Source organism: uncultured Tissierella sp. (genome assembly GCF_902479755.1).
Lineage (GTDB): Bacteria > Bacillota > Clostridia > Tissierellales > Tissierellaceae > Tissierella > Tissierella carlieri.
On the sequence record NZ_CABSQO010000001.1, the window covers coordinates 93,486 to 118,300 of the forward strand.

The 24,815-nt window shown below is 31.7% G+C and carries 22 protein-coding genes and 1 pseudogene; all 23 read right to left on the bottom strand.

Annotated elements, in window-relative coordinates; all coding sequences use genetic code 11:
* Positions 1 to 135: 135 nt before the first annotated feature.
* On the bottom strand, positions 136 to 1,902 hold the full coding sequence (locus RDK80_RS00505; protein WP_308523138.1) for a S41 family peptidase: 1,767 nt from the start codon (positions 1,900 to 1,902) through the stop codon (positions 136 to 138).
* A gap of 389 nt (positions 1,903 to 2,291) precedes the next feature.
* Positions 2,292 to 3,134 (bottom strand): annotated as a pseudogene (locus RDK80_RS00510) (M55 family metallopeptidase).
* A 209-nt stretch (positions 3,135 to 3,343) separates the two neighbouring features.
* Positions 3,344 to 3,490, bottom strand: coding sequence for a hypothetical protein (locus RDK80_RS00515; protein ID WP_308523139.1), 147 nt, complete (start codon positions 3,488 to 3,490; stop codon positions 3,344 to 3,346).
* A 174-nt stretch (positions 3,491 to 3,664) separates the two neighbouring features.
* Positions 3,665 to 4,513 carry a GNAT family N-acetyltransferase gene (locus RDK80_RS00520; protein WP_308523140.1) on the bottom strand — a complete coding sequence of 283 codons (849 nt, stop codon included), beginning with the start codon at positions 4,511 to 4,513 and terminating at the stop codon, positions 3,665 to 3,667.
* A 153-nt stretch (positions 4,514 to 4,666) separates the two neighbouring features.
* Positions 4,667 to 5,359, bottom strand: coding sequence for a hypothetical protein (locus RDK80_RS00525; protein WP_308523141.1), 693 nt, complete (start codon positions 5,357 to 5,359; stop codon positions 4,667 to 4,669).
* Between the two features lie 106 nt (positions 5,360 to 5,465).
* The gene (locus RDK80_RS00530; RefSeq protein WP_308523142.1) at positions 5,466 to 5,957 is read right to left on the bottom strand and encodes a GNAT family N-acetyltransferase; all 492 of its coding nucleotides are present in this window, start codon (positions 5,955 to 5,957) and stop codon (positions 5,466 to 5,468) included.
* 231 nt (positions 5,958 to 6,188) lie between these two features.
* Complete coding sequence (locus RDK80_RS00535; protein ID WP_308523143.1) at positions 6,189 to 6,950, bottom strand: hypothetical protein; 762 nt, start codon at positions 6,948 to 6,950, stop codon at positions 6,189 to 6,191.
* A gap of 315 nt (positions 6,951 to 7,265) precedes the next feature.
* Complete coding sequence (locus RDK80_RS00540; protein WP_308523144.1) at positions 7,266 to 8,117, bottom strand: 5'-3' exonuclease H3TH domain-containing protein; 852 nt, start codon at positions 8,115 to 8,117, stop codon at positions 7,266 to 7,268.
* Positions 8,118 to 8,406: 289 nt separating this feature from the next.
* On the bottom strand, positions 8,407 to 9,144 hold the full coding sequence (locus RDK80_RS00545; RefSeq protein ID WP_308523145.1) for a GNAT family N-acetyltransferase: 738 nt from the start codon (positions 9,142 to 9,144) through the stop codon (positions 8,407 to 8,409).
* 251 nt (positions 9,145 to 9,395) lie between these two features.
* Entirely contained in the window at positions 9,396 to 9,917 is a 522-nt protein-coding gene (locus RDK80_RS00550) for a GNAT family N-acetyltransferase (RefSeq protein WP_308523146.1), read from the bottom strand.
* Positions 9,918 to 10,208: 291 nt separating this feature from the next.
* Positions 10,209 to 10,730 carry a GNAT family protein gene (locus RDK80_RS00555; RefSeq protein ID WP_308523147.1) on the bottom strand — a complete coding sequence of 174 codons (522 nt, stop codon included), beginning with the start codon at positions 10,728 to 10,730 and terminating at the stop codon, positions 10,209 to 10,211.
* A 262-nt stretch (positions 10,731 to 10,992) separates the two neighbouring features.
* Positions 10,993 to 11,835: a GNAT family N-acetyltransferase gene (locus RDK80_RS00560; RefSeq protein WP_308523148.1), complete on the bottom strand. Its 843-nt coding sequence runs from the start codon at positions 11,833 to 11,835 to the stop codon at positions 10,993 to 10,995.
* Positions 11,836 to 11,913: 78 nt separating this feature from the next.
* On the bottom strand, positions 11,914 to 12,663 hold the full coding sequence (locus tag RDK80_RS00565) for an NUDIX domain-containing protein (RefSeq protein WP_308523149.1): 750 nt from the start codon (positions 12,661 to 12,663) through the stop codon (positions 11,914 to 11,916).
* 199 nt (positions 12,664 to 12,862) lie between these two features.
* Positions 12,863 to 13,333: a pyridoxamine 5'-phosphate oxidase family protein gene (locus RDK80_RS00570; protein WP_308523150.1), complete on the bottom strand. Its 471-nt coding sequence runs from the start codon at positions 13,331 to 13,333 to the stop codon at positions 12,863 to 12,865.
* A 185-nt stretch (positions 13,334 to 13,518) separates the two neighbouring features.
* Positions 13,519 to 14,760, bottom strand: coding sequence for a [FeFe] hydrogenase H-cluster maturation GTPase HydF (hydF, locus tag RDK80_RS00575; RefSeq protein ID WP_308523151.1), 1,242 nt, complete (start codon positions 14,758 to 14,760; stop codon positions 13,519 to 13,521).
* Between the two features lie 13 nt (positions 14,761 to 14,773).
* Positions 14,774 to 16,147, bottom strand: coding sequence for a [FeFe] hydrogenase H-cluster radical SAM maturase HydG (gene hydG / locus RDK80_RS00580; RefSeq protein ID WP_308523152.1), 1,374 nt, complete (start codon positions 16,145 to 16,147; stop codon positions 14,774 to 14,776).
* Positions 16,144 to 17,193, bottom strand: a complete 1,050-nt coding sequence (gene hydE, locus RDK80_RS00585) for a [FeFe] hydrogenase H-cluster radical SAM maturase HydE (protein ID WP_308523153.1) — start codon at positions 17,191 to 17,193, stop codon at positions 16,144 to 16,146. The genes hydG and hydE overlap by 4 nt, the downstream gene beginning before the upstream one ends.
* A 102-nt stretch (positions 17,194 to 17,295) precedes the next feature.
* Positions 17,296 to 18,999: a [FeFe] hydrogenase, group A gene (locus RDK80_RS00590; protein ID WP_308523154.1), complete on the bottom strand. Its 1,704-nt coding sequence runs from the start codon at positions 18,997 to 18,999 to the stop codon at positions 17,296 to 17,298.
* A gap of 3 nt (positions 19,000 to 19,002) precedes the next feature.
* On the bottom strand, positions 19,003 to 20,874 hold the full coding sequence (locus tag RDK80_RS00595; RefSeq protein WP_308523155.1) for an NADH-quinone oxidoreductase subunit NuoF: 1,872 nt from the start codon (positions 20,872 to 20,874) through the stop codon (positions 19,003 to 19,005).
* Positions 20,875 to 21,351, bottom strand: a complete 477-nt coding sequence (locus RDK80_RS00600) for an NAD(P)H-dependent oxidoreductase subunit E (protein ID WP_094899723.1) — start codon at positions 21,349 to 21,351, stop codon at positions 20,875 to 20,877.
* 447 nt (positions 21,352 to 21,798) lie between these two features.
* Positions 21,799 to 23,289 carry a 4Fe-4S dicluster domain-containing protein gene (locus tag RDK80_RS00605; protein WP_094899722.1) on the bottom strand — a complete coding sequence of 497 codons (1,491 nt, stop codon included), beginning with the start codon at positions 23,287 to 23,289 and terminating at the stop codon, positions 21,799 to 21,801.
* Positions 23,290 to 23,305: 16 nt separating this feature from the next.
* Positions 23,306 to 23,566: an NAD(P)H-dependent oxidoreductase subunit E gene (locus tag RDK80_RS00610; protein WP_304440613.1), complete on the bottom strand. Its 261-nt coding sequence runs from the start codon at positions 23,564 to 23,566 to the stop codon at positions 23,306 to 23,308.
* A 45-nt stretch (positions 23,567 to 23,611) separates the two neighbouring features.
* The gene (locus RDK80_RS00615) at positions 23,612 to 24,784 is read right to left on the bottom strand and encodes a PLP-dependent aspartate aminotransferase family protein (RefSeq protein ID WP_094899720.1); all 1,173 of its coding nucleotides are present in this window, start codon (positions 24,782 to 24,784) and stop codon (positions 23,612 to 23,614) included.
* Positions 24,785 to 24,815: the final 31 nt, after the last annotated feature.

The following is a 24,815-nucleotide window of genomic DNA, read 5'->3' on the forward strand; positions in this document are numbered from 1 at the left end:
ATAGCTTATCAATGTCACCCCCCCCCTAATATTATTTCTTTCCCATATCAATAAGCCTCTGTTATAAGAAGTGATGAGATCTCTTCTTATATAATCCTTCACATAATATAGACAATGAGTCTTATTAAAACTTTATTAAAAACTTTCTTTAATTATTTCGATAGCTCTTTCAATAAACTCGTCTCTACCTTCCCTGATTCCCTCTATAGTAGGATTCATATAAATATCTGGTTGTATTCCTATTCTTTGAGTAGGTTTTTTATCTGGATAGTACACACCAAATCCACTTATAGTAGACTTTATATTTCCTGGAAGAGTAAAGGGACGCACATCACCATTAGCTCCTGCTGAAGGTCTTCCAAGAACAATTGAGTTTGGTGTATTCCTAAGAGACATAGTTGTAGTCTCTCCTTGGCTAATAGTATGTTCATTTATTAGAATCACTAATTTACCCTTATAGACCTCGTCATCTAAAATCTCATTGTTAGATTCCTTTGGTTTCCCTGACACAAATGGATCAAAATAATAAAATTCACCTGGTACTGAACGATTAGGAAATGACATCCTAACAAACTCTTTTTCAGCTGACATTAGGTATTCTGCTAATTTATAAGCAATTTGGTTAGAAGGGTAGTTTCTAAGATCTACAATTAAGCCTTTAGTATTCCACCACTTCTTCATAATTTCTTCAATCTCGCCATTTTTCAATAGCCCAGCATTTATATAGTAGATCTTGCCATCTTCCATCTCCTGCGATTTAGTATCCACATGGACATTAATATCCTTTTGACTACCTTTTACATTTACATCAATTGTCTTTCCCTTTCGAATCACAGTAACATCAGTATTCTTCTCGTGAATTCGAAATAAGTCAAGAAAAAACAAGCTTCCAGTATCCTCTCTTGACTGAGATATGTATTTTCTTCTATTCTCTAATATTTCATCTATATCTTTATCTCCAACTTTTAATACAATATCTCCAAGCTCAAGTCCACATTTATGAATTATTTTACTTATAACAATCTGATTGTCAACTTCAATAAAGTTTATAGGAATCCTATACTTTCCGAAATATTTAGAAATGTAATCTCCATCTTTATCTACTACATAAGCATGAGAATCATGTATTCTAGTTGTCAATTCTGCTATTGTCAGTAGATAGGATTCATAATCTGATCCATGTATAAATTTGGGGATAAATTCCAGAAGTACTTGATCCCAGTCTTCTCCAATAACATCTTTATATGGATAATAATATTCTATAATATTCCAGTAACGAAATAAACCAAGTAGCCTGTAGCCAGTGTCATCAAATTTTATACTAGGATATGAGTTTTCATTTTCCATAAACGGATAGGGTGAATCATCCTTAAAACTAACATATGCATTTTCTCGATCTGAGATATTAGTATCTAAAAGACTCGATAATTCAAGACTCAAATTCTTTCCTAGATATTTCTCGTCTTTGCACCAGCCTATAGATGGACTGAGCTGAATGGAATCTTCAGAAAATTGGTATTGCTGATCTATATCTCCAAAATCATTTTTACTATCTAAAAAATGAATCCACTCATAGAGAATTGAATTAACATCTGAATTTTCTTCTAAGATATAGGGCATAACACGAAAAAGTTCATAATCCCAATTAACTTCTCCAGATATAACCTCAGGATGATAATATTTCACAACTCCCCATACCTTACAGAGTTTAGCAAGATCCATTATCTCCTTTTCAGTAATACTGGAAAGATATATTCCACTTCCATTGTCAAATTCTTGGTCCTTATTTCTTCCAATTTGATGAATATCTTTTGTTGAAGAACATCCCCAAATGATAAAGTAAATAAAAAACAAGCTACATAACACTATTGATTTCCAATATTTCCTTTTTTCTTCTTTCAATTTTACTATCCTCCTCTCCAGGTATCCAATAATAATCTCTAAAATCAGCCGATTATGCATTTAATGATGTATAATTTCTGTCAACACGAAAGACATCTAGTTCAACTTTAATATTTCTCTCATTACTGGATCTACACCATTGATAAAATCTGCAAATATATACTTAGCTTTAATATCAGGATAAATTGAATCATCGTCTATTTCACTATGCCTAAAGTATTTAGTTGAATATGATACTTTTAATTCCTATGAGTTTACCTACATCACATCATCCTAAGCCTATACCCTAACACAAATACCCTGTTATAAGAAATGGAAAATTTCTCCTATACCAGCTTCACAAATATACCTAATTATTCATTTTATACTTTACTTATCAAGTGTTCTTTTTATTTTGATTTTTTCTTAATAAAACCTCTGACATAATTAAATAACTCAAGCCCAATTTCAATATCTGGTGATTCCCATGTAGCCGTAGTTTCAGTAAAGTTACCTTTCCATGGGAATACTTCCGATGGAGCGAAATAGTAACCTTCTGTCAGTTCCATATAAAAATCACAAGGCTCACCAATTGAAATTACATCTCTTTTATCTATAGTTCTTATAGCTTCCATCACTCCACTTTTTATAATCTGATAAGTCTCAATTGGTGATGGTTCCCATCCCGTTGCCTTATTCTTTACTGTGATACAAGTAACATTCTCAGAAATTTCTTTCGCCTCTTTATGTGATGCATGACATCCAATATTGGCAAGATATTTAGTGCCACAAAAACTTAGTGTCCCCTGTCCAATTTCAGCTATATGCATTTTATTAACAAATAATGATTTAATTGGTGGAGTTTGAATAGTATGTGGAAAATACGCCCAGGGTTCTCCGTTTCTAGCATGTTGTCCTACTGTAATTAATCCAAATGGATTAGATTCAGCTTGACCTCTAATTCTTCACCAATCAAAACATCGATTTGGAGTGTCAAATATCCTTACATTATTAGGAAGTTGTTCAATAATTACATTAAATTCTGCATCTCCTGCATAATGCCCATCATATAGTAAAATCTCATCAATTCCACACTCTGTTGCTGCTTCGCATACTGCTAATACATCGCTAGTTAAATATTGCCTGCCCATATTTCTCCAAAGATTTGAACCATGATATATCGCCTCAACATTACTTTCAAAAATTCCACTTGCCCCTTCCATATCTGCTATTAAAATAAGTTGTTTCTTCATTATACCACCTCATATAGTATGAATTTTCTTTAATATACTTTTCTAATATATATTGTAACTTACTTTTCAAATCATTTCCCGGAAATAGGTCCGAAATCACTGTTCCTTATAACGTCTCAGTATTTGCGGCAGCCCTAAGTCTGCTCCTATAGTCCTTCTTCGTATATTTTCTATCTTTAACTATATATTTTCGTCTTTGATTTATCATACTACTTATACTTATTTTCTCTTATGAAATAATAGTCATATGTAACAAACTTTTTATTTAATGGTAAATAGCCTTTTCGTACTAGTGATGCAATACATTTGGCATTTCTTTTAACAATAATTCTATCTTCAAAATTTATATTATTCACTATTGTCTCCTCTATCTATGTATTAAGAATCTATCAGTAATCTATATGAATATGTGATAAACATTTACGTAAATATAATGTTATAAGAAGTGGTAAAATCTTTTTCCCCATTCTCATTAACACGATACAATAATAGAGAATAATTTAATAATTAATGCTCTATTTATTTATAAATTATTCTAACTTTATACAATAAGTTAAACATGTATCTGTTTTCTTAAATCCCAACTTTTCATACAGATGAAGTGCAGCTAGATTATTCTTATCTACCATGACCATCAACTCATCAGCTCCATTATTAAAAGCATGTTTTACCGATTTATTGATTAAAGCTGTTCCATAGCCAAGATTTTGTTTATCCTCTGCTACTTCCATTAAATAAATCTCTTTCGAAAACTTGCTAGTAACTATTGAACCTACTACCTTATCCTCCTCTAAAATAATAAAGATATCGAATTTATCTAAAGCCTCTAACAATCTCTCTCCCGTCCAATATACATCAGGGTGAAACTTATTATGAATCTCAACAAAACTTTCATAATATTTTTCATTCAACAAGATAATATTACCAATTTCAGTCATACTCTCATATTCATTCTTACTTAATCTAAATTCATAGTCAAAATCTAATAGCTTAGCTCCAATTGTTTTCATAAAATCTATTGCCTGTTCATTCTCCCTAGGATAGGCTGCATCAAATCGATATCCCTTAAAATTATCTTTGACATATGCATAAAATTCCTTCGCTACAGCTTTATAATTATTCTCTGCGAAAACTCCACCTATAGCCTCTAAATACATTTCTTCTGGTTCTACAAGCAAAGCCAATACACCTAAAATGTTAATATGATCAGTTAATATTAATAATTCATCATTAGGATGATTAATCATATTTTTAAATTGTCTTAAAATATCATTATAATCAGTAGGAAATGCTTTACACTTATGTTGTGGATTTAAATTAAGTTGATATGCATATTTTGCTACACGTTCTAAATCTAGTATATCTACACCTTTAATCATCTTTTGCACCTCATCAAATATAAATTTTCTTTGCTCTAATTTATTTTACAACTATCAACATCTTACTTTTATTCAATATGGCATCAAAAAAACAACCCAATAATATATCACCATGTCATATAACAATTAGGATTAACGATGTATCCTCTTTAGCTAGTTTTTTATATTATAGCTTATAATTGCATTGTTTCTATATATCAAGATTACAGAAATTCCGGATGAATTATATGCTCTTACTATCGTATCTTCACCTCTTAAATTTCTATTAAAATAATCAACATAAATGTCTAATCCATATAAACCTAATTCTTCTTCTAAAAATTTTTGTGCTACTATTTCTTGTTTGACCATTATTCTAGTTCCAAAGTCAGATGGTTTATAATAAAATAAGATTATCGATATTCCAATTGCAATGCCTACTAAAAATGAGATATTTTGTCTCATGTCATGCTTATTTTTATTTTTATATGGATAAGCAAATATTGATTTTATTAAAAATAAAAGCAATATAATAATTTTAAAATCAATAAGTATGTTCTGAATAATACTAAGCAATAAGTATACAAATAAAGGTATATCTACTATAGATAAAAAATTCTTAATCCAATTTTGATGACATTTTCTATTAATTATTGCTAGTAAAAGATAAATACACATAGTAAAAAAAACATAAAGTAGACCACTAGTAGTATCTGTTGCAAAATAGGATATTAAAAATAATGTGATAATAATTAGTACTCCAATAAATAATCTTATAATATCCCAATCCTTACTCTTTTTTATATGTATAACCCTCTCTAATATTGATAAACCTGCTAATATTAAAGACAATACTAAAATAACCACGCTATCTCACCTCTTCGAATTAAAAAATTGAAGTATATCATTCAAGAATCATAAAACCCTTGGCAAACTTGGCTTAAGGCTTTAGATGTACTAAAGTAAAAGAAAGTTAATTAGTGGTTAATGTAATACTAAATTTATACATATATTCATTTTCCTCTTCATCAAAAATAATTCCTAATAATTTCCCCTTGTTCTTTTCTATAATTTTCTTTGAGGCTACATTGTCTATATTACAAGTTAAAATTACCTCTTCTATTCCTATCTTCATAGCCTTTTCCAATGCCAATTTTAAAATTTGAAAACCATAACCTCTATTTCTACAATCTGGTGATATATCATAGCCTATATGACCAGCACATTCTATCTCTTGATGTCTAATTCTTACTACTCCTACAACTTCTTTTTTATCAATTAACCAAAATGTTGAGGTTATAACCTCTCCTTGAGGCAAGTCCTTTAAATAATCTTGGAAATTTTCTAATGCTCTTTTATATATATTAAAATAATGTTCATCATTTATTTTTCTGTATGCTAGAACATAATTTTCAAAGCTCTTTTGATATTCTTTATTAGGCTCAATTAAAAATAAATCTTTCATAAATTATCCTCCGTCTTATATAAAGTTCTCAAAGTCTTACATATAAGAAATAAAAAGGCAATATAGTTTATCCCTATCAAGTTAGCATATGAACGTACCATCCCTACTCTAATATTTTGAATAGACGACACGTCTCCTCAATATTTATCGTCTATTCCCGCTCTAAAACTTGTCCTACTAGCAGAAACAATTGCGCTGTATTAAGTGATGACCTAACACTATAAATTTATTTTATAACATTTGGCTTCTTATTTCTTTTTCATTTTCAACTATAAATTGATAGCTCTCATCCATAAATTTATCCATGAAATTATTTTTATATATTTCATTTAGATAATCATATAGTGATCTTCCAGTGACAATCATATTGTAAAAGTAAGGATAGGCATTTCCGCTTTCATGGTAAGGGTTAATTTTATTAAACTCTTCATCACTTAGAATCTGTTCCACTACTGCTTCACTTAAAATCCAAATTAGACTAGGAGCTTCATATTGTTCATATGAATCCTTATACTTTTTATTCCATAGATAAAACCATAGATAATGAACAATCTCATGTAATGCAGAACCCATAGAACCTTCATCACTATTCATGTAGAACACATCAAAAACATGCTCTCTTAAGTATCTAGGACTTATTGGATTCAATGTTATATTACATACTAGATCATTGAAAATATCACTCGTATCAAATTGAAATATTGAAGAGAAACGCTCATTAATTAATCTTTCGTAACGATTCCAATTTTCTTGATATGATATAACTTTACTTTGTATTTCTTTTTCTCTTGACCTATACAATTCAAAAACTGTTCCTGATATCTCTTTAACAATATCCTTATTATCACTACTCTTATCAAAGGAACCTTTGAATTTTAGCAATTCGGGAAAGAAATGAAAAATTGGTTCACTCCAAAACTCATCCTGTTTTATAAACTCTGAAATTGATTCCACAGAATATTTATATCCTGGATCTTTATATAGCAACTTCATTCTGATGCCCTCCTTCAAGTTCCGATTTATCTAATCGTGATAAATACTCGTTACTTCACATATTTCAACTAATGTTTAACTAAAACAAATAAAAATTTATTCTCCCCAAAGTTCTGCTCTGATATTTAGATGTCACTTTTCTTGCGGGCCATGAATTCTATAATACCATGATAATGTGGATCTCCATCATTAGAATCATATTCTAATCCTTCACAGCAGCATATTAATTCAAAATCTAAAAAATATTTATTTAACTCTTCTTGTGTAAAAAAGTGTACATATGAATCCTTTATTATATTTCTTATACTAGTTTTGCTAAACAATACCAGTATCTTTAAGAATTTTCATAGTTGCAGACTTTTCATTATTATAGTTATATATAGTATCATCAATTAAAAAAGGTAAAGGAGCATTTCCAGTTAATTTAATCAAATCTAAATCGACTTTAACTCTTGCGATGTTTTCATTAAGTGTTGCTTTTATTGATGGCAGTTGTATATTTGTTAAGTTTTCTAGAATACTATGCACACCACCATACTCGTTAATTAGCTTTGTTGCTGTTTTAGGTCCAACTTTGGGAACACCTTTTAAATTATCGGACTTATCACCAACAAGAGCCTTGTAATCTGCAAACATAGCTGATTTAACTCCATACCGTTCAAATACTTTTTCTTCATCATATATGACTGTATTTTTACCACGATAAACATATAATGATACATTCTTATCAATAAGTTGTAAAAAATCAGTATCATTTGAAACAATAAATATCTTCATTTTTTCTCTATAAGTTTTTACATAACTTGCAATAACATCATCTGCCTCAAAACCATTGACTGTTTCAAAATACCTTATATTTATGTATTCTAGAGATTTCATTATATCTTCTAACTGTGAAAAAGGATTATCAATTTCTTCAATATCAGTATAGTCCGTTCTATTAGCTTTATATTCTGGATTAATTTCTGCACGATTGCTACCACTTTCTCCATCAAAAATAACAACAATATTGGATGGCTCAATATTTTTTATTATTTTTAATAATGCCCCAAGGAAGCCTACTATTGCATGAATAGGCTTGTTATCTTTACCCAGTATTTTTGCAGGCATTCCATAAAACATTTGAAACAGTAGATTATGTCCATCTACTAATAATAACCTTTCCATATACAAGCTCTCCTCCGCTAGTTTTTTAAATTGTGTATTTTACAACTATCATCAGGCTAATTCCTTACTTAATTTTTTCAAATCCAAACTCACTTTCAATATAATTTCAATTAACATTCTAGTATTTATAATATCCTTGAGTCAGACCATATAGTTAGTCCCATTGGTGGAGCTTCGCTCCCGATGAAGATATGCGGTGCACATTACCTAAGATTATGCCCTAGTGCATCTTTGCACGAGTACATTGTTATCTAGTTATGCAACATACCTTCAATAAATATCTCAATATCTATAATGTTATCGAGACAACGATTTCTTCAGATCTAATTTCAAATCCTAAGCTATTAGATAAACTAATTGAAGCAGTATTTTCAGAATCCACCCAATATACAGGGAGAATGTTATTATTTATGCACCATTTAACTGCCTCAGCTACAACCTGTTTCCCAAAACCTTTATTTCTATAATTCAAGTCAGTCCATACGGCAATATTTCCTCCACTAAAATCTATATCAGAAATTTTACATGCAGACACGATTTTCTTATCCTTAAGTACAACAAATTTTCTGCCTTCTATAATCTCATCTTTTTTTCTTTCCCAGATTTCCACTTTCTCTGCTTCATCTATATTTTCTAAATTATCCATGAAAATTTCCTTTGTTAACTTTATTGCAGATGAATTCAATGAATTGTATATATCATAATTTTCATTAGGAATCAATCTATACATCTTTGTCAAACTAAAATCCCCTAATTTATTACTAAAAAAAGTATTAAGTATTTCAATAATCTCATCTACATTTCCAATAGCTTGTTCTTTAATAAGAACAAATAAGTCATCATAATATTGAGGTGCTACTGAAAAAATTAGTTTTCCATCTATATGTGTTGATATCAAGTATTGTACAAATTGACCATTTAAAGGTTTATTTCTTTGATTAGAGCTAAATATCCTTTTATTAATTTCAAGTTCACCTTTATCTATGCCTAAGTACTTATAGTAATAATCTTGAAATGTTAAGTTCAATTCAATTTTTCTCCTCTCATCATGTTAAAATCTTTACTCTAAAATTACACTTTCAGATAACGACTAGTATTTGCAGCGTCCTTGAACTAGAACTGAAAGATAGCCCCTGCTCCCAGTAAAAGGATATGGTACACAATGTCCTAAGAATGTGCCTAGTACACCTTTGCACAAATTCACTGTTATAAGATATGGCGGTTCTTTTATCCCATAATATTCCCCATAAAATAAAAAATGCGACTTACCTTATGAAACTATCTAATTTTTTTATACAGATACAATAGCAAATCATCATCAACTAAAACATCTCTTCCTGGTTTTACCTCAGCATTATTATATACAAGTCCGTTTCCATCAAGAACATATCCATTTTTCGTATATAATCTCTGTGCACTTCCATAATCTTTGTATACCCCAACACCAAGACCTATGTAATCGTACTTATTTGAAGCAAATTTTTCACATTTATCTATTAGCATTTTACCTATGCCTTTCCTTCTATATTTTGATATCACCACCAAATCATTTATTTCTGGAATGTTCTTCTCCAGAAAATGCAGATAAGATGATTTATAAAGGATATTTACATATCCAGCTATCTCATTATCAATAAATGCTATAAATGTTACTCTCTCTTTTGTTTCGTTTTGCTTGAAACAGTGATTAATATACTTCTCAAATATTCCTTCACATCCAACCAGTTCATTAAAAGCAGTTACAATTTTTATAATATCATTTTTTTGTATAGCTCTTATTGATATAACATCATTCTCCATAGTAAATTCTCCTTATTTTTTCTATTACACAAAATTATATGTTACACAAAATCTTGTTTTCATTAAGACTAATGAACAGTTCCGATATTGCCATGTCTTATAGCGTCCACGTATTCCTGATATTTCATAACCTTAGATAGCTTCTATCTAAGGTTATGAAATATGCACAACGAATAGAAGAATTTTGCTATAGGAAGTCGCAATGCTTTTACCTCTTTACCCTCTAAATCATACTCACTAAATTCATTTTCTTTTGTAGTGTCTTTAACATTAGTCTAGCCTACGTAAAGTTTAATTAAGTATTTTCTCGAAATTTATTCCATCAATCCATTTTCCATTTTGGTAAATATACTGATTGTATCGACCTGTAAATTGAAATCCATTTTTTATTAAAACAATTTGTGAACCTATGTTATCAGGTGATGTACCAGCCTCTATTCTATGAAGCTTATGCGTATTGGCGGCTTCATCTAAAACCAATCTTACCGCATTTGTTGTATATCCTTTTCCTTGATGTCTCTCAGCTATTCTATAGCCTAGTTCAGCCTTATTAAAATTTCCTCTTGTTATTGATACTAAATTTACCCTACCAACAATTTCTCCATCCTCAGTTTTTATCAAATACATGTATACCAAATCTTTTCCTTGTTCCTCAATTAACTGCTTTATTATAGTTTTGAAATTATCAAAACTATAGTAACTACTATGCCTTAATAAAAATTTACTTTCAAAAAAAGCTCTATTTTCTAGTTCAAATTTAAAAAGCTCTTCTTCATCTGATTGCTCAAGTAACTTAATACCTATATTAGTCATAAAAACACTCCTTTACTTCCTATTACTGAATACACTATAAACTAATTTAAATAATACTCCAAAGAATGACCCTGATATTGCCATTTATTATAATATCCTAGTATTTCCGACTCCGCTGAACTTCCCCCTAAAAATGGCTCCCCTAGTGAAGCTTTACTTTTATTTCTCGAATTTTTTCAACACAATTGCATACTTCAAACCCAATTTTTTCTGCCATCACAGTCATAGGTAAAGTGATCATACTATTCTGCATATAAATATATCACTTTATAAATAATCTCCTAGAATCCTGCGCTTGTACAACTTCAAATCCTATGTTTTTATATAGCTTCAATGCCTTCTCATTACTTGCCAATGCATTTAAATTCACACCTGCTTTATTTTGTTCTAAACCTCTATTTACTGTAAATTCTAATATCTTTTTACCATAACCTTTTCCTTGGTATTTGATATTAACAAATAATAAATCTATTTCAGCATTTTTAACCATTGAAGCTCCAACCATCTCATTGCTTTCAAAAAATAGATAAATATATTCTTTTTCCTCAAGTGTATCCTTTCTATTATTTTCAATTGCCTCTTCACTTGCACCTAAATACCAATTATATGGCTTAATATCATTTTCTCTTCTTACTACTGAGAAAGCTTCACTCTCAAGTCTTATTTTATCCTGATAATGCTTATCTTCATATTTTACTGCATGAATATTAGGTTCATTAAATTTATCTCCCTCATATGAAAATCGATATACAGAATACCAATATTTAAATCCAATTTCATTAAATAACTCTTGCCAGTTTAGATTATCTTTCACATGAAAAACTTGAATAAAATTTATAGATTTCTCTATAAAAAGCTTTTTAGCTTCTTCCCAAAGTTTCAAACCCACAGGCCTTATTAGCTCATTAGCTGCAGCTCCCATTTCAACATAACAATAGCTACCACTCATTGCTAAATGAATAAATCCTTGAATTCCATTATCATCATATACTAAAATTTTAGATGCGGATTTTAAAGCTTCAATTTCTGCTGGCATTGCCTTGTATTCTAATGTATATATCCTAACAATTTCATCAATATCATATTGTTCATAATCTCTAATCATATTTACTCCCCCTAATATAATTTTACTACCCAATATCGATAAACCTATGTCAAATGATGATCCAGATGGAATAAACGGTTATAATAGCTTGATCAATTCTTTAGGATATAATTTCTTAGTACCATTTATTAGCTCATCAATTTCAATCCATTTCATCGTACAGGGCATTATATCTCCTTCCATAGTTGTCCCATCAATTAATTTTCCGTCTTCTATATTGTAAAGTTCATATATCTGAACGATCTCATGGGCTTTTATACCATCTATTTCAAATATGTTGCTTATTATATGTGATAAACTATAGTCTATTATATCTATATTAAGCTCTTCTTTCATCTCTCGTTTCAATGCATCTTCGCTAGTTTCTAAAAACTCAATTCCTCCACCTGGCAAATAATAGTATACTTCCCCTTTATATTCCTCTTCAAGAACTAAAACCTTATTTTCTTTTCTCAATAAGCCTCGTACAGTATTCCTTATTGAGCTTCTTAAATAATCTAAAGTTATTACTTCGCTATCAAAAAATCTCTCTTGAAATTCAGTTAAAGCCTTAATCTGATACTTATCATAATCATTTAGTTCTTCTGCAACTACTAGCTTGTCCTCTGCATCATCGTTCCTCTTTATGATACCAATAACCTTCCCCTTAAAGCTACTTATAGGCTCGAATATACCAAGAACATATGCATCAATCTCCCCACCATCTCCTGCTTTAGTTCCTTCAATATATCCATAATTTATTGGATATATAAAATTATGTTTAGGATGCTTACTTCCAATTGGTCTATCAATCTTTACTGTTATTGCTTTACCTAAATATTCTATCATGGTCATTCACCTCAATTTTTATTATTCATGGACTTGATTATAACCCTAAGTAGATTTAAGTGCTTTGCTAGATGTATCTTTTGGAGTTAAATCTTCTCCCTCTTCTTCCGCTCCTTCCTCAATGTTCAACAAATTTTTTAAATGACTTCGATATATCCAAGTATATGGACTCCTATACTAATACAGCAAGATTTAGAAATCATGATACAGGGACAATATCAATATCGAACGGAAACTGCTCTGCTTCTTTTTGTTGAAAGTTTACTTTATAACCTACTCCATCCTTATAGAAAAATCCTTCCTTAAGTTCAATTCTTATATAACACATATTTTCATCATTTTCATTATTATGTGCGAAATACCAAGGCTCAAATACCTTTATCAATTTTTCTCTAATTTCTTTATTTTCCGTTAGTAATGGATGTCCAATATTATAGCCATTTCCACTAAAGCGATATAGCTTATTACATAGTGCAACTTGATTGTTGTTCTTCAATTCCTGAACCTTTTGCGATTTTGAATATGTAACTACATAAAATGAACTATCTTCATAGAAAGTGTCCACAAATCGAACTGATGGTATATTGTCTTTTACAGTAGCCATTGCAAGCTGATAATCCTTTGCGAATAATTCACTCATAACCTCTATAGCTTTTTCATAAACATTCATTTCCAAATCCTCCTAAAATTTTTATTTTCTATGTACTTTAATACTATACAAGTTTACAATCATTATATGTTAGAACACATACATTACTTATTCTACAAAATTTTCTATATTCCTCTATATTTCATAAAATTTTTATAAAATAAACAAAGCATCCAATCTCTCAATTGAATGCCTTATCATATAATTTACCTGGGACACAACTCCTGTCCCCCTGTCCCAATAAATACCTTCACAGCCCTATCTAATATTCCAGTCAAATATGCCAATAATATTCCATAATTAGTAATAGATACTCCTTTATCACTACAAACTCTCATTCTAGTTTCCATAGTCTTCTTATTCAACATACAAGATCCACAGTGAATAACTAAATCGTAAGTTTCTAAATCCTTAGGGAAATCTTCTCCCATTCTAAAATGATAATCTATTTCTTTTCCTAGATGTTTTGTTAATAGCTTTGGAATCTTCACCTTGCCTATATCTTCATGAGAGGTATTGTGAGAGCAGCTTTCCATGATTAGAATTTTAGGAGTTTCCTTTTCTTTTAAACTTTCTATAACCTTTATACCTTCTAAGAATGTGTTTAAGTCTCCCTTTTGTCTAGCCATTATAATAGAAAAACTAGTGAGGTTTATACTTTTGGGTACTATTTTATCTACTTCTTTAAAGGCTTGTGAGTCTGTGACTACAAGGTCTATATCCTTTAAATCCTCTATAGCCGAGGCTAGTTCTGTATCTCTCACTACATAAGATTTTATACCATGATCTAAACAGTCTCTAATCAATTGTACTTGAGGTAGAATTAGTCTTGCCTTTGGTGCTTCTGCATCTATGGGAACTACCATTATTACTTTGCCTCCGTAGGGAATGATATCACCTATTAAAGTCTCCTCTTCCTTATCTGCATCTAGATTTTTTATTAATTCATCCTTTAGATAAGATATTGTAGTATTATCTGTTGTAGATACAAAAACTACATTTTCCCATTTCTTCTCATTATCTATATTATTTTTAATTTCTCCTAATCTTCCCTCTGATACTATATCAGTTTTATTTATAACTATAATATAGGAAATATCTCTTTTTTTAAATTCCTCTACAAATTCTTTATGATAGTTATCATCTATATCAGTTATTTCCATTACATAGATAGCAAAGTCTATCTTTTCCAAGGTCTTTATGGTTTTCTCTACTCTTAGTTCTCCTAGATGCCCTTCATCATCTATGCCTCCTGTATCTATAAATACCACAGGTCCAAAGGGAATTAACTCTACTGATTTAGATACTGGATCTGTTGTAGTGCCTTTGATTTCCGATACTAAGGATATTTCTTGCCCTATAATAGCATTCATAATAGATGATTTTCCTGCATTTCTTTTTCCGTAGAATCCTATATGTTTTCTACTGGCTCTTGGCGTATTGTTCATATTCCTCTCCTATCTATAAATATAAATCCCTTTCCCCTTTTTTTATCTTGTCTATTTTTTCTAGAAGAAGATTTCTTATATCTTCTCTCTCTATATTTTCTATTTCTCTTGCTATCATATTATTTACTGTACTCTGTAATTCTGCGTCACCATAGTCTAATGCATATTCCAATAGTGTCATTAGTGCATTAGGTCCACAAACATTTTGTATCTGCCCTGATTTTGCTAATTGCATAAATCTGTCCCCAGTTCTACCCATCCTATAGCAGGCCGTACAATAGGAAGGGATATGACCCTCGTCTATTAATTCCTTAATTACTTCAAAGGGTTTTCTATTATCTGCTACCTCGAATTGAGGTTTATTTTTCTTTTCTTCACTTTCCTTGTACCCACCTACACCTGTGCATGAACCAGCACTTACCTGAGATACTCCATATTCTATTACTTCCTTTCTCATTTCATGGGTTTCCCTTGTAGATAGGATAATTCCTGTAAATGGAACTGCAAGCCTTATTATAGCAACGATTTTCTTGAATTCAGCATCTGTAACTATATGAGGAAATAGATTCAAATCCATACCTTCAGCCTTTTTAATCCTTGGAACTGATATTGTGTGGAAGCCCACTCCATATTTATTTTCCAAGTATTCATTATGAAGCATCAAAGCTAATACTTCAAATTTGTAGTCATGTAGTCCAAATAATACTCCTGCCCCTACATCATCTACGCCGCCTTCCATAGCTCTGTTAAATGCAGTTAAATGATACTCATAATTTGCCTTTGGTCCGTTTAGATGCATTTTCTCATAGGTAGGTTTATGATAGGTTTCTTGGAATAATATATAAGTGCCTATACCTGCATCCTTTAATTTTCTATAATTTTCTACTGTAGTTGAGGCTATATTTACATTTACTCTTCTTATGGTACCATTATCATTTTGCGTTTCATAGATTGCTTTTATAGCATCTAGAATATAGTCTATATTACAATTTATTGGGTCTTCTCCTGCTTCCAGAGCCAATCTTTTATGTCCCATCTTTTCTAGTAATTTTACTTCTTCTTGTATTTCTTCTCTTGTTAGCTTTCTTCTTTTGAAATTATTATTTCTCTTATATCCACAGTAGACACAGTTATTTACACAATAATCACTTAGATAAAGTGGTGCAAAGATTACAATTCGATTGCCATATATTTTCTTTTTTATCTCACCTGCTATTTTAAAGATTTCCTTTAGATCCCCTTCATCTTCAGCTTGAAGTAAAATAGCTATATCTCTATGAGACAGTCCCGTTTTATTTTTTGCTCTATCTAATATCTCTTTAATATCTTCCTTCGTTGCATTCTTTCCTTCTTCCAATAGATTATATATGAGTTCATGGTCAATCATCTTTTTTCCCTCCACTTTATATTGTCTCCTCTAGACATATCTATAGAAAATCCTGATGATACTATTCTTTTCTCTATACAATTTCTACACTCTGCCGCCTCATCCCCAGTACAAATCTTTCCGTCATATAAAGAGTATTTTTCCCTCACATTAGCAGGAGATAGATTTGGCATCACTACATTGGCTCCTGCCTTTATTCCCTGCTCTCTTCCAATGGGATGAATTGTACCTAAAGCTGTTGTTGCCGGTAATAGTGAATAAGGTAAAAACAATCTAGTTAGAGCAATCATAGTAATAGTATCTTCAAGTGTACCACCTAATTCATCCTTATAAATAGTGTCCTTATGTGGAATAAAAGGTCCTATGCCTACCATCTCTGGTTCTAACTCCTTTAAGAACAAAAGGTCCTTTGCTAAATCTTCTTTGGTTTGTGTTGGTATACCAACCATAAATCCAGCTCCTACTTGGTATCCTATTTTCTTTAAATTCCAAAGGCATTCCATTCTATTATCATAGCTTGAATTAGTGTGTATTCTTTCGAATAATTCTCTGCTAGCTGTTTCATGTCGTAGAAGATATCTATCTGTACCTGCACTATGATATCTTTCATAAGAATCATAAGACTTTTCACCTATTGAAAGTGTTATGGCAACATCAGGGTATTTATCTTTTATAGCGATGATTATTTCAATTATCATATCATCTGAATAATAATCATCTTCTCCGCCCTGCAGAACAAATGTTCTATAGCCTAAGTTATATCCGATTTCACAACAAAAGAGTATTTCTTCTGGACTCAACCTATATCTTTCTACATTTTTATTTGATGCACTTATACCACAATATTTACAGCCCTTCTTACAATAGTTTGTAAATTCTATTAGGCCCCTCATATAAACCTTATCTCCATAGGCTCCTATTCTTGTTTCATGAGCCTTTTCTATAAGATAGTCCTTCCCAGACTCTTCAATATTATTTAAGACATATACTAGCTCATCATATTCTAATTTATTAGTTTTATAAAGCTTATCTATTAATTTTTTCATAACTTATTTCCTCTTCTTTGGTTTCTAAATAATATTATAATTGGCAATATGGAAATAACCTCCATACTGCCAATTCTTCAATTAATAATTCAAAATTCAAAATTACATTTCAGCTTCAGCTTTCTTATGCACATGTAATAGTTCATGATTATCCTTTAGTATATCTTCAAACAATGACATTACTAATGGATTTTTCTCTGAGCTCTTTATATGTGATGTTCTATCAAGCTTATAAAGCCCCTTAGCTCTCTCTTTTCTCATTTCTTTATTCATTGGAACCGGTTGTCCTCCACCAGCTATACATCCACCTGGACAGGCCATTACTTCTATAAAATCATAATGTCTTTCTCCTGCTTTTATTTGCTTTATCAATTCATCTGCACTTTTCAAACCATGCACTATAGCAATCTTAACTTCTTTTCCATCTACATTAAATACTGCTTCCTTTAGATTATCCATTCCTCTTACATTGCTAAACAATATGTCTTTTGCAGAATGGTCAGGTTTATCTCTTAATAATCTAGTAACTACAGCTTCAGTAACTCCACCAGTAGCTCCAAATATTATTCCTGATCCACTTGCTAATCCAAATGGCATATCAAAGGATTCTTCTTCTAACTGGTCAAAGATAATTCCTGCTTCTCTAATAAGAAGTGCCAGCTCTTGAGTTGTAATTACTACATCTACATCTCTAACACCATTATGCTGAAGTTCTTCTCTAGCCGCTTCTGCTTTTTTAGCAGTACAAGGCATTACTGAAATCATTATTGTTTCTTTACCTTCTTTTTTATCTTTGTCCTTATAATATTCCTTTATAACTGCTCCGAACATTTGCTGCGGGGATTTACATGTAGAAATATTATCAACCATATCTGGAAACTTATTTTCTGCAAATTTCACCCATCCTGGACAGCAGGAAGTGAATAATGGTAAATTTTCTCCTGTAATTAATCTTTCTACAAATTCCTTACTTTCCTCTATTACAGTCATATCAGCAGCAAAGGCAGTATCATAAACTTCATCAACTCCAAGAGTTTTAAGAGCTGATACTATTTTTCCTATAGTTACTTCTCCAGGATTTAGTCCAAATTCCTCACCTAAAGCAACTCTTACGGCTGGGGCAATCTGTGCTATTACTCTCTTTGATTTATCGTGAACTGCTTCCCATACCTTTTGATTATCATTTTTTATAATAATGGCTCCTGTAGGACAAACTGCTCTACATTGTCCGCAGTTTATACAATTTACTTCTGCAATATCTCTATCAAATGCTGGTGATACTGTCATATTTGAACCTCTATGTGCAAAACTCAAAGCTCCTACTCCTTGCACCTCTTCACATACCCTTACGCAGTCGCCGCATAGAATACATTTATTAGGGTTTCTAATTATACTTAAACTGGATTTATCTATCGGTAATCTTTTTCCTATATGGTCAAATCTAATATCTTTAATACCAAATCTAATAGCTAATTCTTGCAGCTCACATTTTCCAGTTCTATCACAAGCAGTACAATCTCTGTCGTGGTTTGCTAGTATCATTTCAAGTATTGTCTTTCTGTATTTTTGTACCTTTGGAGTATTTGTAAATACCTCCATACCATCCTTTGGTAATTGGGAACAGGAAGCAAATGTACTGCCCCATTTATCTTCAACTATACACATTCTACAAGCACCATAAATACTTAACTCAGAGTGATAGCAGAATGTTGGTAAATTGATACCAGCTTTTCTCACTACTTCCAATACATTTTTCTCTTGATCAAATTCTACTTTTCTGCCGTCTACAATCATTGTACCCTTCATAGCCTAAGCCTCCTTTATAGCTGTAAATGCGCAGGATTCTATACAAGCACCGCATTTGATACATTTACTTTGATCTATTATATATGGTTCCTTTATTTTGCCACTAATTGCACCTACAGGACAAATTCTACTACATTTACTACATCCTTTACAAAGCTCAGGGCTTATCTCTATTACCTTTAGACCTTGACAAGTCTTTGTAGGACATTTCTTATCTACTACATGGGTTAAATATTCATCTCTAAAATATTTCAATGAGCTAACTACAGGATTGGCAGCTGTCTTACCTAATCCACAAAGTGCAGTATTCGTTATTGTATCTGATAGTTCTTCAAGTAGGTCTAAATCCTCAACAGTTCCTTTACCTGATACAATTTTTTCTAGAATACTAAGCATAATCTTTGTACCTTCTCTACAAGGAACGCATTTACCACAGGATTCATTTTGAGTAAAGTTCATAAAGAATCTAGCTACTTCTACCATACAAGTATCTTCATCCATAATTACCATTCCGCCAGAGCCTATCATAGCACCAGCATCTGTCAGCGAATCGAAATCCAACGCCATGTCTAAATGCTCTTCCGTTAAGCATCCACCTGATGGACCACCTATTTGTACAGCCTTAAACTTCTTATTATCTTTTATTCCGCCGCCTATGTTAAATATTATCTCTCTAAGAGTAGTACCCATTGGTACTTCTATAAGTCCAGTATTATTAACATTTCCAGTCAATGCAAAGGCCTTTGTACCTGGGCTGCCTTTAGTACCAAAAGATCTGTACCATTCAGCGCCATTCATGATTATATGTCTAACATTAGCAAATGTTTCAACATTGTTTAGAACAGTAGGTTTTCTCCAAAGTCCTTCTTCTACAGTTCTTTTTGCCTTTACTCTAGGCATTCCCCTTTCACCTTCGATTGAAGCAATAAGTGCACTACCTTCACCACATACAAAAGCTCCTGCTCCTTGATTAACATGAAGATCAAAGTTTAAGCCTGTGCCTAGAATATTTTTACCTAATAGTCCTATTTCCCTTGCTTGCTCTATGGCTTTATTAAGTCTAGCTACTGCTAATGGATACTCTGCCCTAACATAGATATATCCTTCAGAGGCTCCAGTAGCATAGGCCGCAATAGCCATACCTTCAATTATATTATGAGGGTCTCCCTCCATAAGGGATCTATCCATAAATGCACCTGGGTCTCCTTCGTCACCATTACATATTACATATTTCATATCACTGGAATAAGAAAGAACTTGAGACCATTTCTTTCCAGCAGGATATCCTCCGCCTCCTCTTCCTCTAAGACTCGCATCAGATATTTCTTTACATACTTCCTCTGGTGTCATTGTGCCTATAGCCTTAGCTAATGCTTGATATCCGCCATATGCAATATATTCTTGAATTGATTCTGCATCTATATGTCCACAATGCTCTAATACAACTCTAGTTTGAGATTTATAAAAAGGTATTTCTTCCTGCTCATGATAAACCTTATCTCCTACATTGTACATAAGCCTTTCAACTGGCTTTCCCTCTACTAAAGTAGAGTTTACTATTTCTTCACAGTCTTCTACTTTTACCTTTAAATATAAAAATTTATCAGGTTCAATTCTAACTAACGGCCCTGCCTCACAAAATCCATGACAACCAGATTTCTTAATTCCTATTCCCTTATCTTCTTCATATAATTCAACTTTAGCTAATAAACCTTTTTCTTCTATCAATCTTTTTATCTCAGCATATACCTCTAAAGATCCTCCTGCTACACAGCCTGTTCCACCACAAACCAATACTTGTTTATATTGTTTATCTAAGGAATTCTTAAATCTTTCAGAAATGTCTATGAGTTCTTTAATACTATTGATTTTCATTTATGCTTCCTCCCTTAATTTATTTAAGAGTTCAACTGTAGATTCAGGAGTCATCTTCCCATAAACCTTATCATTGATATTCAATACTGGTGCAAGTCCACATGCTCCAAGGCATGATACAGTCTCAACAGTAAACATTAAATCATCAGTAGTATGCTTTTCATTATCAAGTCCCAACTCTTTCTGTAATGCACTCAGTATAGGTATAGATTTTCTAACGTGACATGCTGTGCCATCACAAATTTTAATAACATACTTTCCCTTTGGTTTTAATGAAAAGTTCTCATAAAATGTGGCAATACCAAATATCTTAGAAGGACTAATATCCATCTTATTTGCTATGTACTCCAACACTTCCTCAGGTAAATACCTATAGTTCCCTTGAATCTCTTGTAGAATAGTAATGATTGAGGATTGATTACTTCCATGCTTCATTACAATCTCATTAATTGTGTCTTTCATCTCTACAGTAAGCATAAATGAACCTCCTAACTATTTTTTATTATATTTTGTTAATTTTTTAACCCTTAATTTGAAAAATTTATGCTGTGAATATTTGAATACTGATATGAATTATATTTGCTATGCCTAGTTTATGATTATATACCTAAATGAAATTGTGAGAATATTTAGAATGAATAAAATTGTCAAACCGCTCCGTTCCAATATTATTGAAGGTTTTATTAAATCTTGATAATGTAATTCTATCAAAAATATACTTTTAGTCAATATAATTATTATATTTTTTCGACAAAATATTTTTATAGATAAGCTCTTTATATTAGGTATTCTTATGTTTATTTTGTTTATATTTTAACAAGTTTTCCCTTTATTTCTTTATTGCATTAAAAAATGAGCAGAAAATCTATAGTAGACTACTGCCCATTTTAAATTTAAGTTTTAATTATACTTATTCTTCGTATCTCACTCTAAAAATGGATTCTGAAACACATCATTATATGGTGATTTTTTAGCGAAGTCCTTCGCTTCTTTTTCACCCTTTTCCGTTGGCAACATGGTTCCTGGGCCTCCAACGCATCCACCAGGGCAAGCCATACCCTCCAATAAATATCCATTAAATTTCCCAGCCTTTGCTAACATTAACATTTTTCTACACTCAGATAAACCGTTAGCATTATGTGTTGGTACTTCCACTCCTGGATTAAATTTTTCTATGCTTTCTTTTACTGATGCTGCAACACCTGATGCAAATGCAAAATTCCTTCCCTTCGTTGATGCATCTGCAACAACTTCATCCTCTTCAATCTCAGCAACATCGATATTTGCTGCTACAAATATTGCAGCAAGTTCCTCATATGTGATTACGAAATCAACATATGGTCGAACTTCTTCATCCATTGCTTCAATTTTTTTTGAAATACATGGCCCTATAAATACTATCTTACCACTTGGACTTCTTCTCTTAATTGCCTTTGCTGTTTCTACCATTGGTGTATTAGATGAAGATATATACTGATATAGATCTGGAAAGAATTTCTTCGCTGTCATTGTCCAAGATGGACAGCAAGAAGTACCTAAAAACGGTTGTTTTTCCGGTACAAGTTGTGGAAACATTTCAGCTTCATGTCGGGCAGCAACATCTGCCCCTAATGCTACCTCAATGATTTCTGTAAATCCTAGGTCCTTTGCTGCTCTTACTATTTTACCCGGTGTTGCAAATGGTCCAAATTGTCCTACAAATGAAGGTGCTATTATTGCATGAACTTCTTCTCCTTGTTTAATAGCTAAAACTAACTGAAATATATCTGATTTATCTGTGATAGCTGCAAATGGGCAATTTACTATACACATACCACAACTTACACATTTATCATAGTTTATTTTTGCTCTGCCTAATTCATCTGACTCTATAGCATCTACTCCACATGCAACCTCACAAGGTCTCTCTAATCGCATAATTGCATGATATTGACATGCTTTAGCACATTTCCCGCAATCTATACATTTTTCCTTATCTATTATTGCTCTATCCTTTCCTATGGAAACAGCATTAACTGGACACACTATTACGCAAGGGTGAGCGATACATTTTCTACAATTGTCAGTAACATAATGCTTTGATCTCGGGCAAGCTTCGCAAGCAAATGGAATTACATTAACTAAAGGTTCTTGAATTATACTATGGGTCACTACTGCTTCATCAACAGATTTAGATAAACGAGCATTCTCATCATTAGATTTTCTATCTAACCCTAGACCAAGTCTAGCTCTAGCCGCTACAATTGCTCTTTCATGAAAAATACTTCCCCTATATTGAGGTATTTCCCCACTTATTACTTTATAGGGTATATCGTCAACTTCTCTTGGGTCTCTTCCCTCCCAAGCTATCTTTGCAATCTCGGTAAATACTTGTCTACGAATGTATGTAATTGGTGTAAACAGTCCTCTTAGCATTTTTTCTCTCCTCTAATTATTTAACTAGTTCTATTATTTCTGATACGATTTTTTCCGCACTGGCATTTGTGATTATTTTTCCATTCAACTCAACTACAGGTGCTTTATCACCCTTGCAAAACTTTAAACATTTTATTGCCTCAATTTCAATTTGTTCGGGATATTCTAATTGTAAATTTTCAAGACTTTCCTGTAAATTTAAATTTCCCATCATTGTACAATGAGTTCCCATGCAAATTTTTACTTTAACTGCCATTTTATCACTTCCCTTATATATTTGTTATAATTATAACATATTATTGCTTTAATAAAAATATTAAATCTATTGTTTTAAAGCCTGCTCTAAATCCTCTATTATATCTTTACTATCCTCAAGTCCAACGGAGATTCTTACCATACTTTCTGTTAATCCAAATTCAGCTAATTTTTCTCTTGGATAACCTCTATGGGTAATGGCTGCTGGTAGCTGTACTAAAGTCTCGCAATCTCCTAAACTAACTGCTAGCTGTGCTAGTTTTAAACTATCTACAAATTTTATTGCAGAATCAAGTCCACCTTTTACCTCAAAGCTTATGATAGCTCCAAAGCCATTCATCTGTTCCTTCGCTATATTATGTTCTTTAAAATCTGATAGACCTGGATACATTACTGAATCTATCCTAGAATGATTTTTTAAAAATTCTGCAACTTCTATCGCATTTTTCTCATGCTGTCTCATTCGAAGTCCTAAAGTCTTTAATCCTCTAAGTAGCAGCCAAGCATTAAAAGGACTCATCACCCCTCCAAATTCACACATATAGCCAAATTTTAGATGATGAATATAATCTAAATCTTTAGCTATGGCAACTCCTCCTACTACATCACCATGACCACAAATATATTTTGTAGCACTATGCACTACCACATCTGCTCCGAGTAATAGTGGATTTTGGAAATATGGTGAAGCAAAAGTATTATCTACTACTACCTTGATACCTTTACTCTTCGCTATTTCCGACACTGTTTTTATATCTATAATAGATAAATCTGGATTTGATGGAGTCTCAAAATATATTACTTTAACAGATTCATCTATAGCATTTTCTAGCTCATCTATGTTGGTAAGGTCTGCTATTTTATAATTTACATTATATTTTGGCAGTAATTCAGTAACGACGCTATAGGATGAACCATAAAGTGTTTTGTGAACTATAATAGTGTCTGCTGGTTTTAGAAGAGAAAATATCACAGAGCTAATAGCAGCCATACCTGAAGCAAATGCCACAGCCCCTGCCCCATGTTCTAGTTCTGCCATTCTGTTCTCAAATAATCTTAAGGTTGGATTATTTCCCCTAGTATATACATAATCATCACTCTCAAAGGACATTACCTTGTTTGCATGATCTATATTGTTAAATACAAAGGTTGAAGTCTGAAATATAGGTGGATTTAATGAATTACTTGGATTATTTCCTTTACTTCCTGCATGAATTGCTCTTGTATCAAATCCTGTCATTTTTATCACTCCGTTTCTACAGTTCACAATG

Bases quoted from the DNA above. Each gene is read 5' to 3' on its own strand.
- hydG (WP_308523152.1), bottom strand. From the start codon at position 16,147: ATGATTGACCATGAACTCATATATAATCTATTGGAAGAAGGAAAGAAT.
- RDK80_RS00520 (WP_308523140.1), bottom strand. From the start codon at position 4,513: ATGATTAAAGGTGTAGATATACTAGATTTAGAACGTGTAGCAAAATAT.
- RDK80_RS00605 (WP_094899722.1), bottom strand. From the start codon at position 23,289: ATGCTAAGAGGACTGTTTACACCAATTACATACATTCGTAGACAAGTA.
- RDK80_RS00590 (WP_308523154.1), bottom strand. From the start codon at position 18,999: ATGAAGGGTACAATGATTGTAGACGGCAGAAAAGTAGAATTTGATCAA.
- RDK80_RS00570 (WP_308523150.1), bottom strand. From the start codon at position 13,333: ATGAATGTTTATGAAAAAGCTATAGAGGTTATGAGTGAATTATTCGCA.
- RDK80_RS00595 (WP_308523155.1), bottom strand. From the start codon at position 20,874: ATGAAAATCAATAGTATTAAAGAACTCATAGACATTTCTGAAAGATTT.
- hydE (WP_308523153.1), bottom strand. From the start codon at position 17,193: ATGAAAAAATTAATAGATAAGCTTTATAAAACTAATAAATTAGAATAT.
- RDK80_RS00555 (WP_308523147.1), bottom strand. From the start codon at position 10,730: ATGACTAATATAGGTATTAAGTTACTTGAGCAATCAGATGAAGAAGAG.
- RDK80_RS00535 (WP_308523143.1), bottom strand. From the start codon at position 6,950: ATGAAGTTGCTATATAAAGATCCAGGATATAAATATTCTGTGGAATCA.
- hydF (WP_308523151.1), bottom strand. From the start codon at position 14,760: ATGAACAATACGCCAAGAGCCAGTAGAAAACATATAGGATTCTACGGA.
- RDK80_RS00540 (WP_308523144.1), bottom strand. From the start codon at position 8,117: ATGGAAAGGTTATTATTAGTAGATGGACATAATCTACTGTTTCAAATG.
- RDK80_RS00615 (WP_094899720.1), bottom strand. From the start codon at position 24,784: ATGACAGGATTTGATACAAGAGCAATTCATGCAGGAAGTAAAGGAAAT.
- RDK80_RS00560 (WP_308523148.1), bottom strand. From the start codon at position 11,835: ATGATTAGAGATTATGAACAATATGATATTGATGAAATTGTTAGGATA.
- RDK80_RS00600 (WP_094899723.1), bottom strand. From the start codon at position 21,351: ATGCTTACTGTAGAGATGAAAGACACAATTAATGAGATTGTAATGAAG.
- RDK80_RS00550 (WP_308523146.1), bottom strand. From the start codon at position 9,917: ATGGAGAATGATGTTATATCAATAAGAGCTATACAAAAAAATGATATT.
- RDK80_RS00565 (WP_308523149.1), bottom strand. From the start codon at position 12,663: ATGATAGAATATTTAGGTAAAGCAATAACAGTAAAGATTGATAGACCA.
- RDK80_RS00530 (WP_308523142.1), bottom strand. From the start codon at position 5,957: ATGAAAGATTTATTTTTAATTGAGCCTAATAAAGAATATCAAAAGAGC.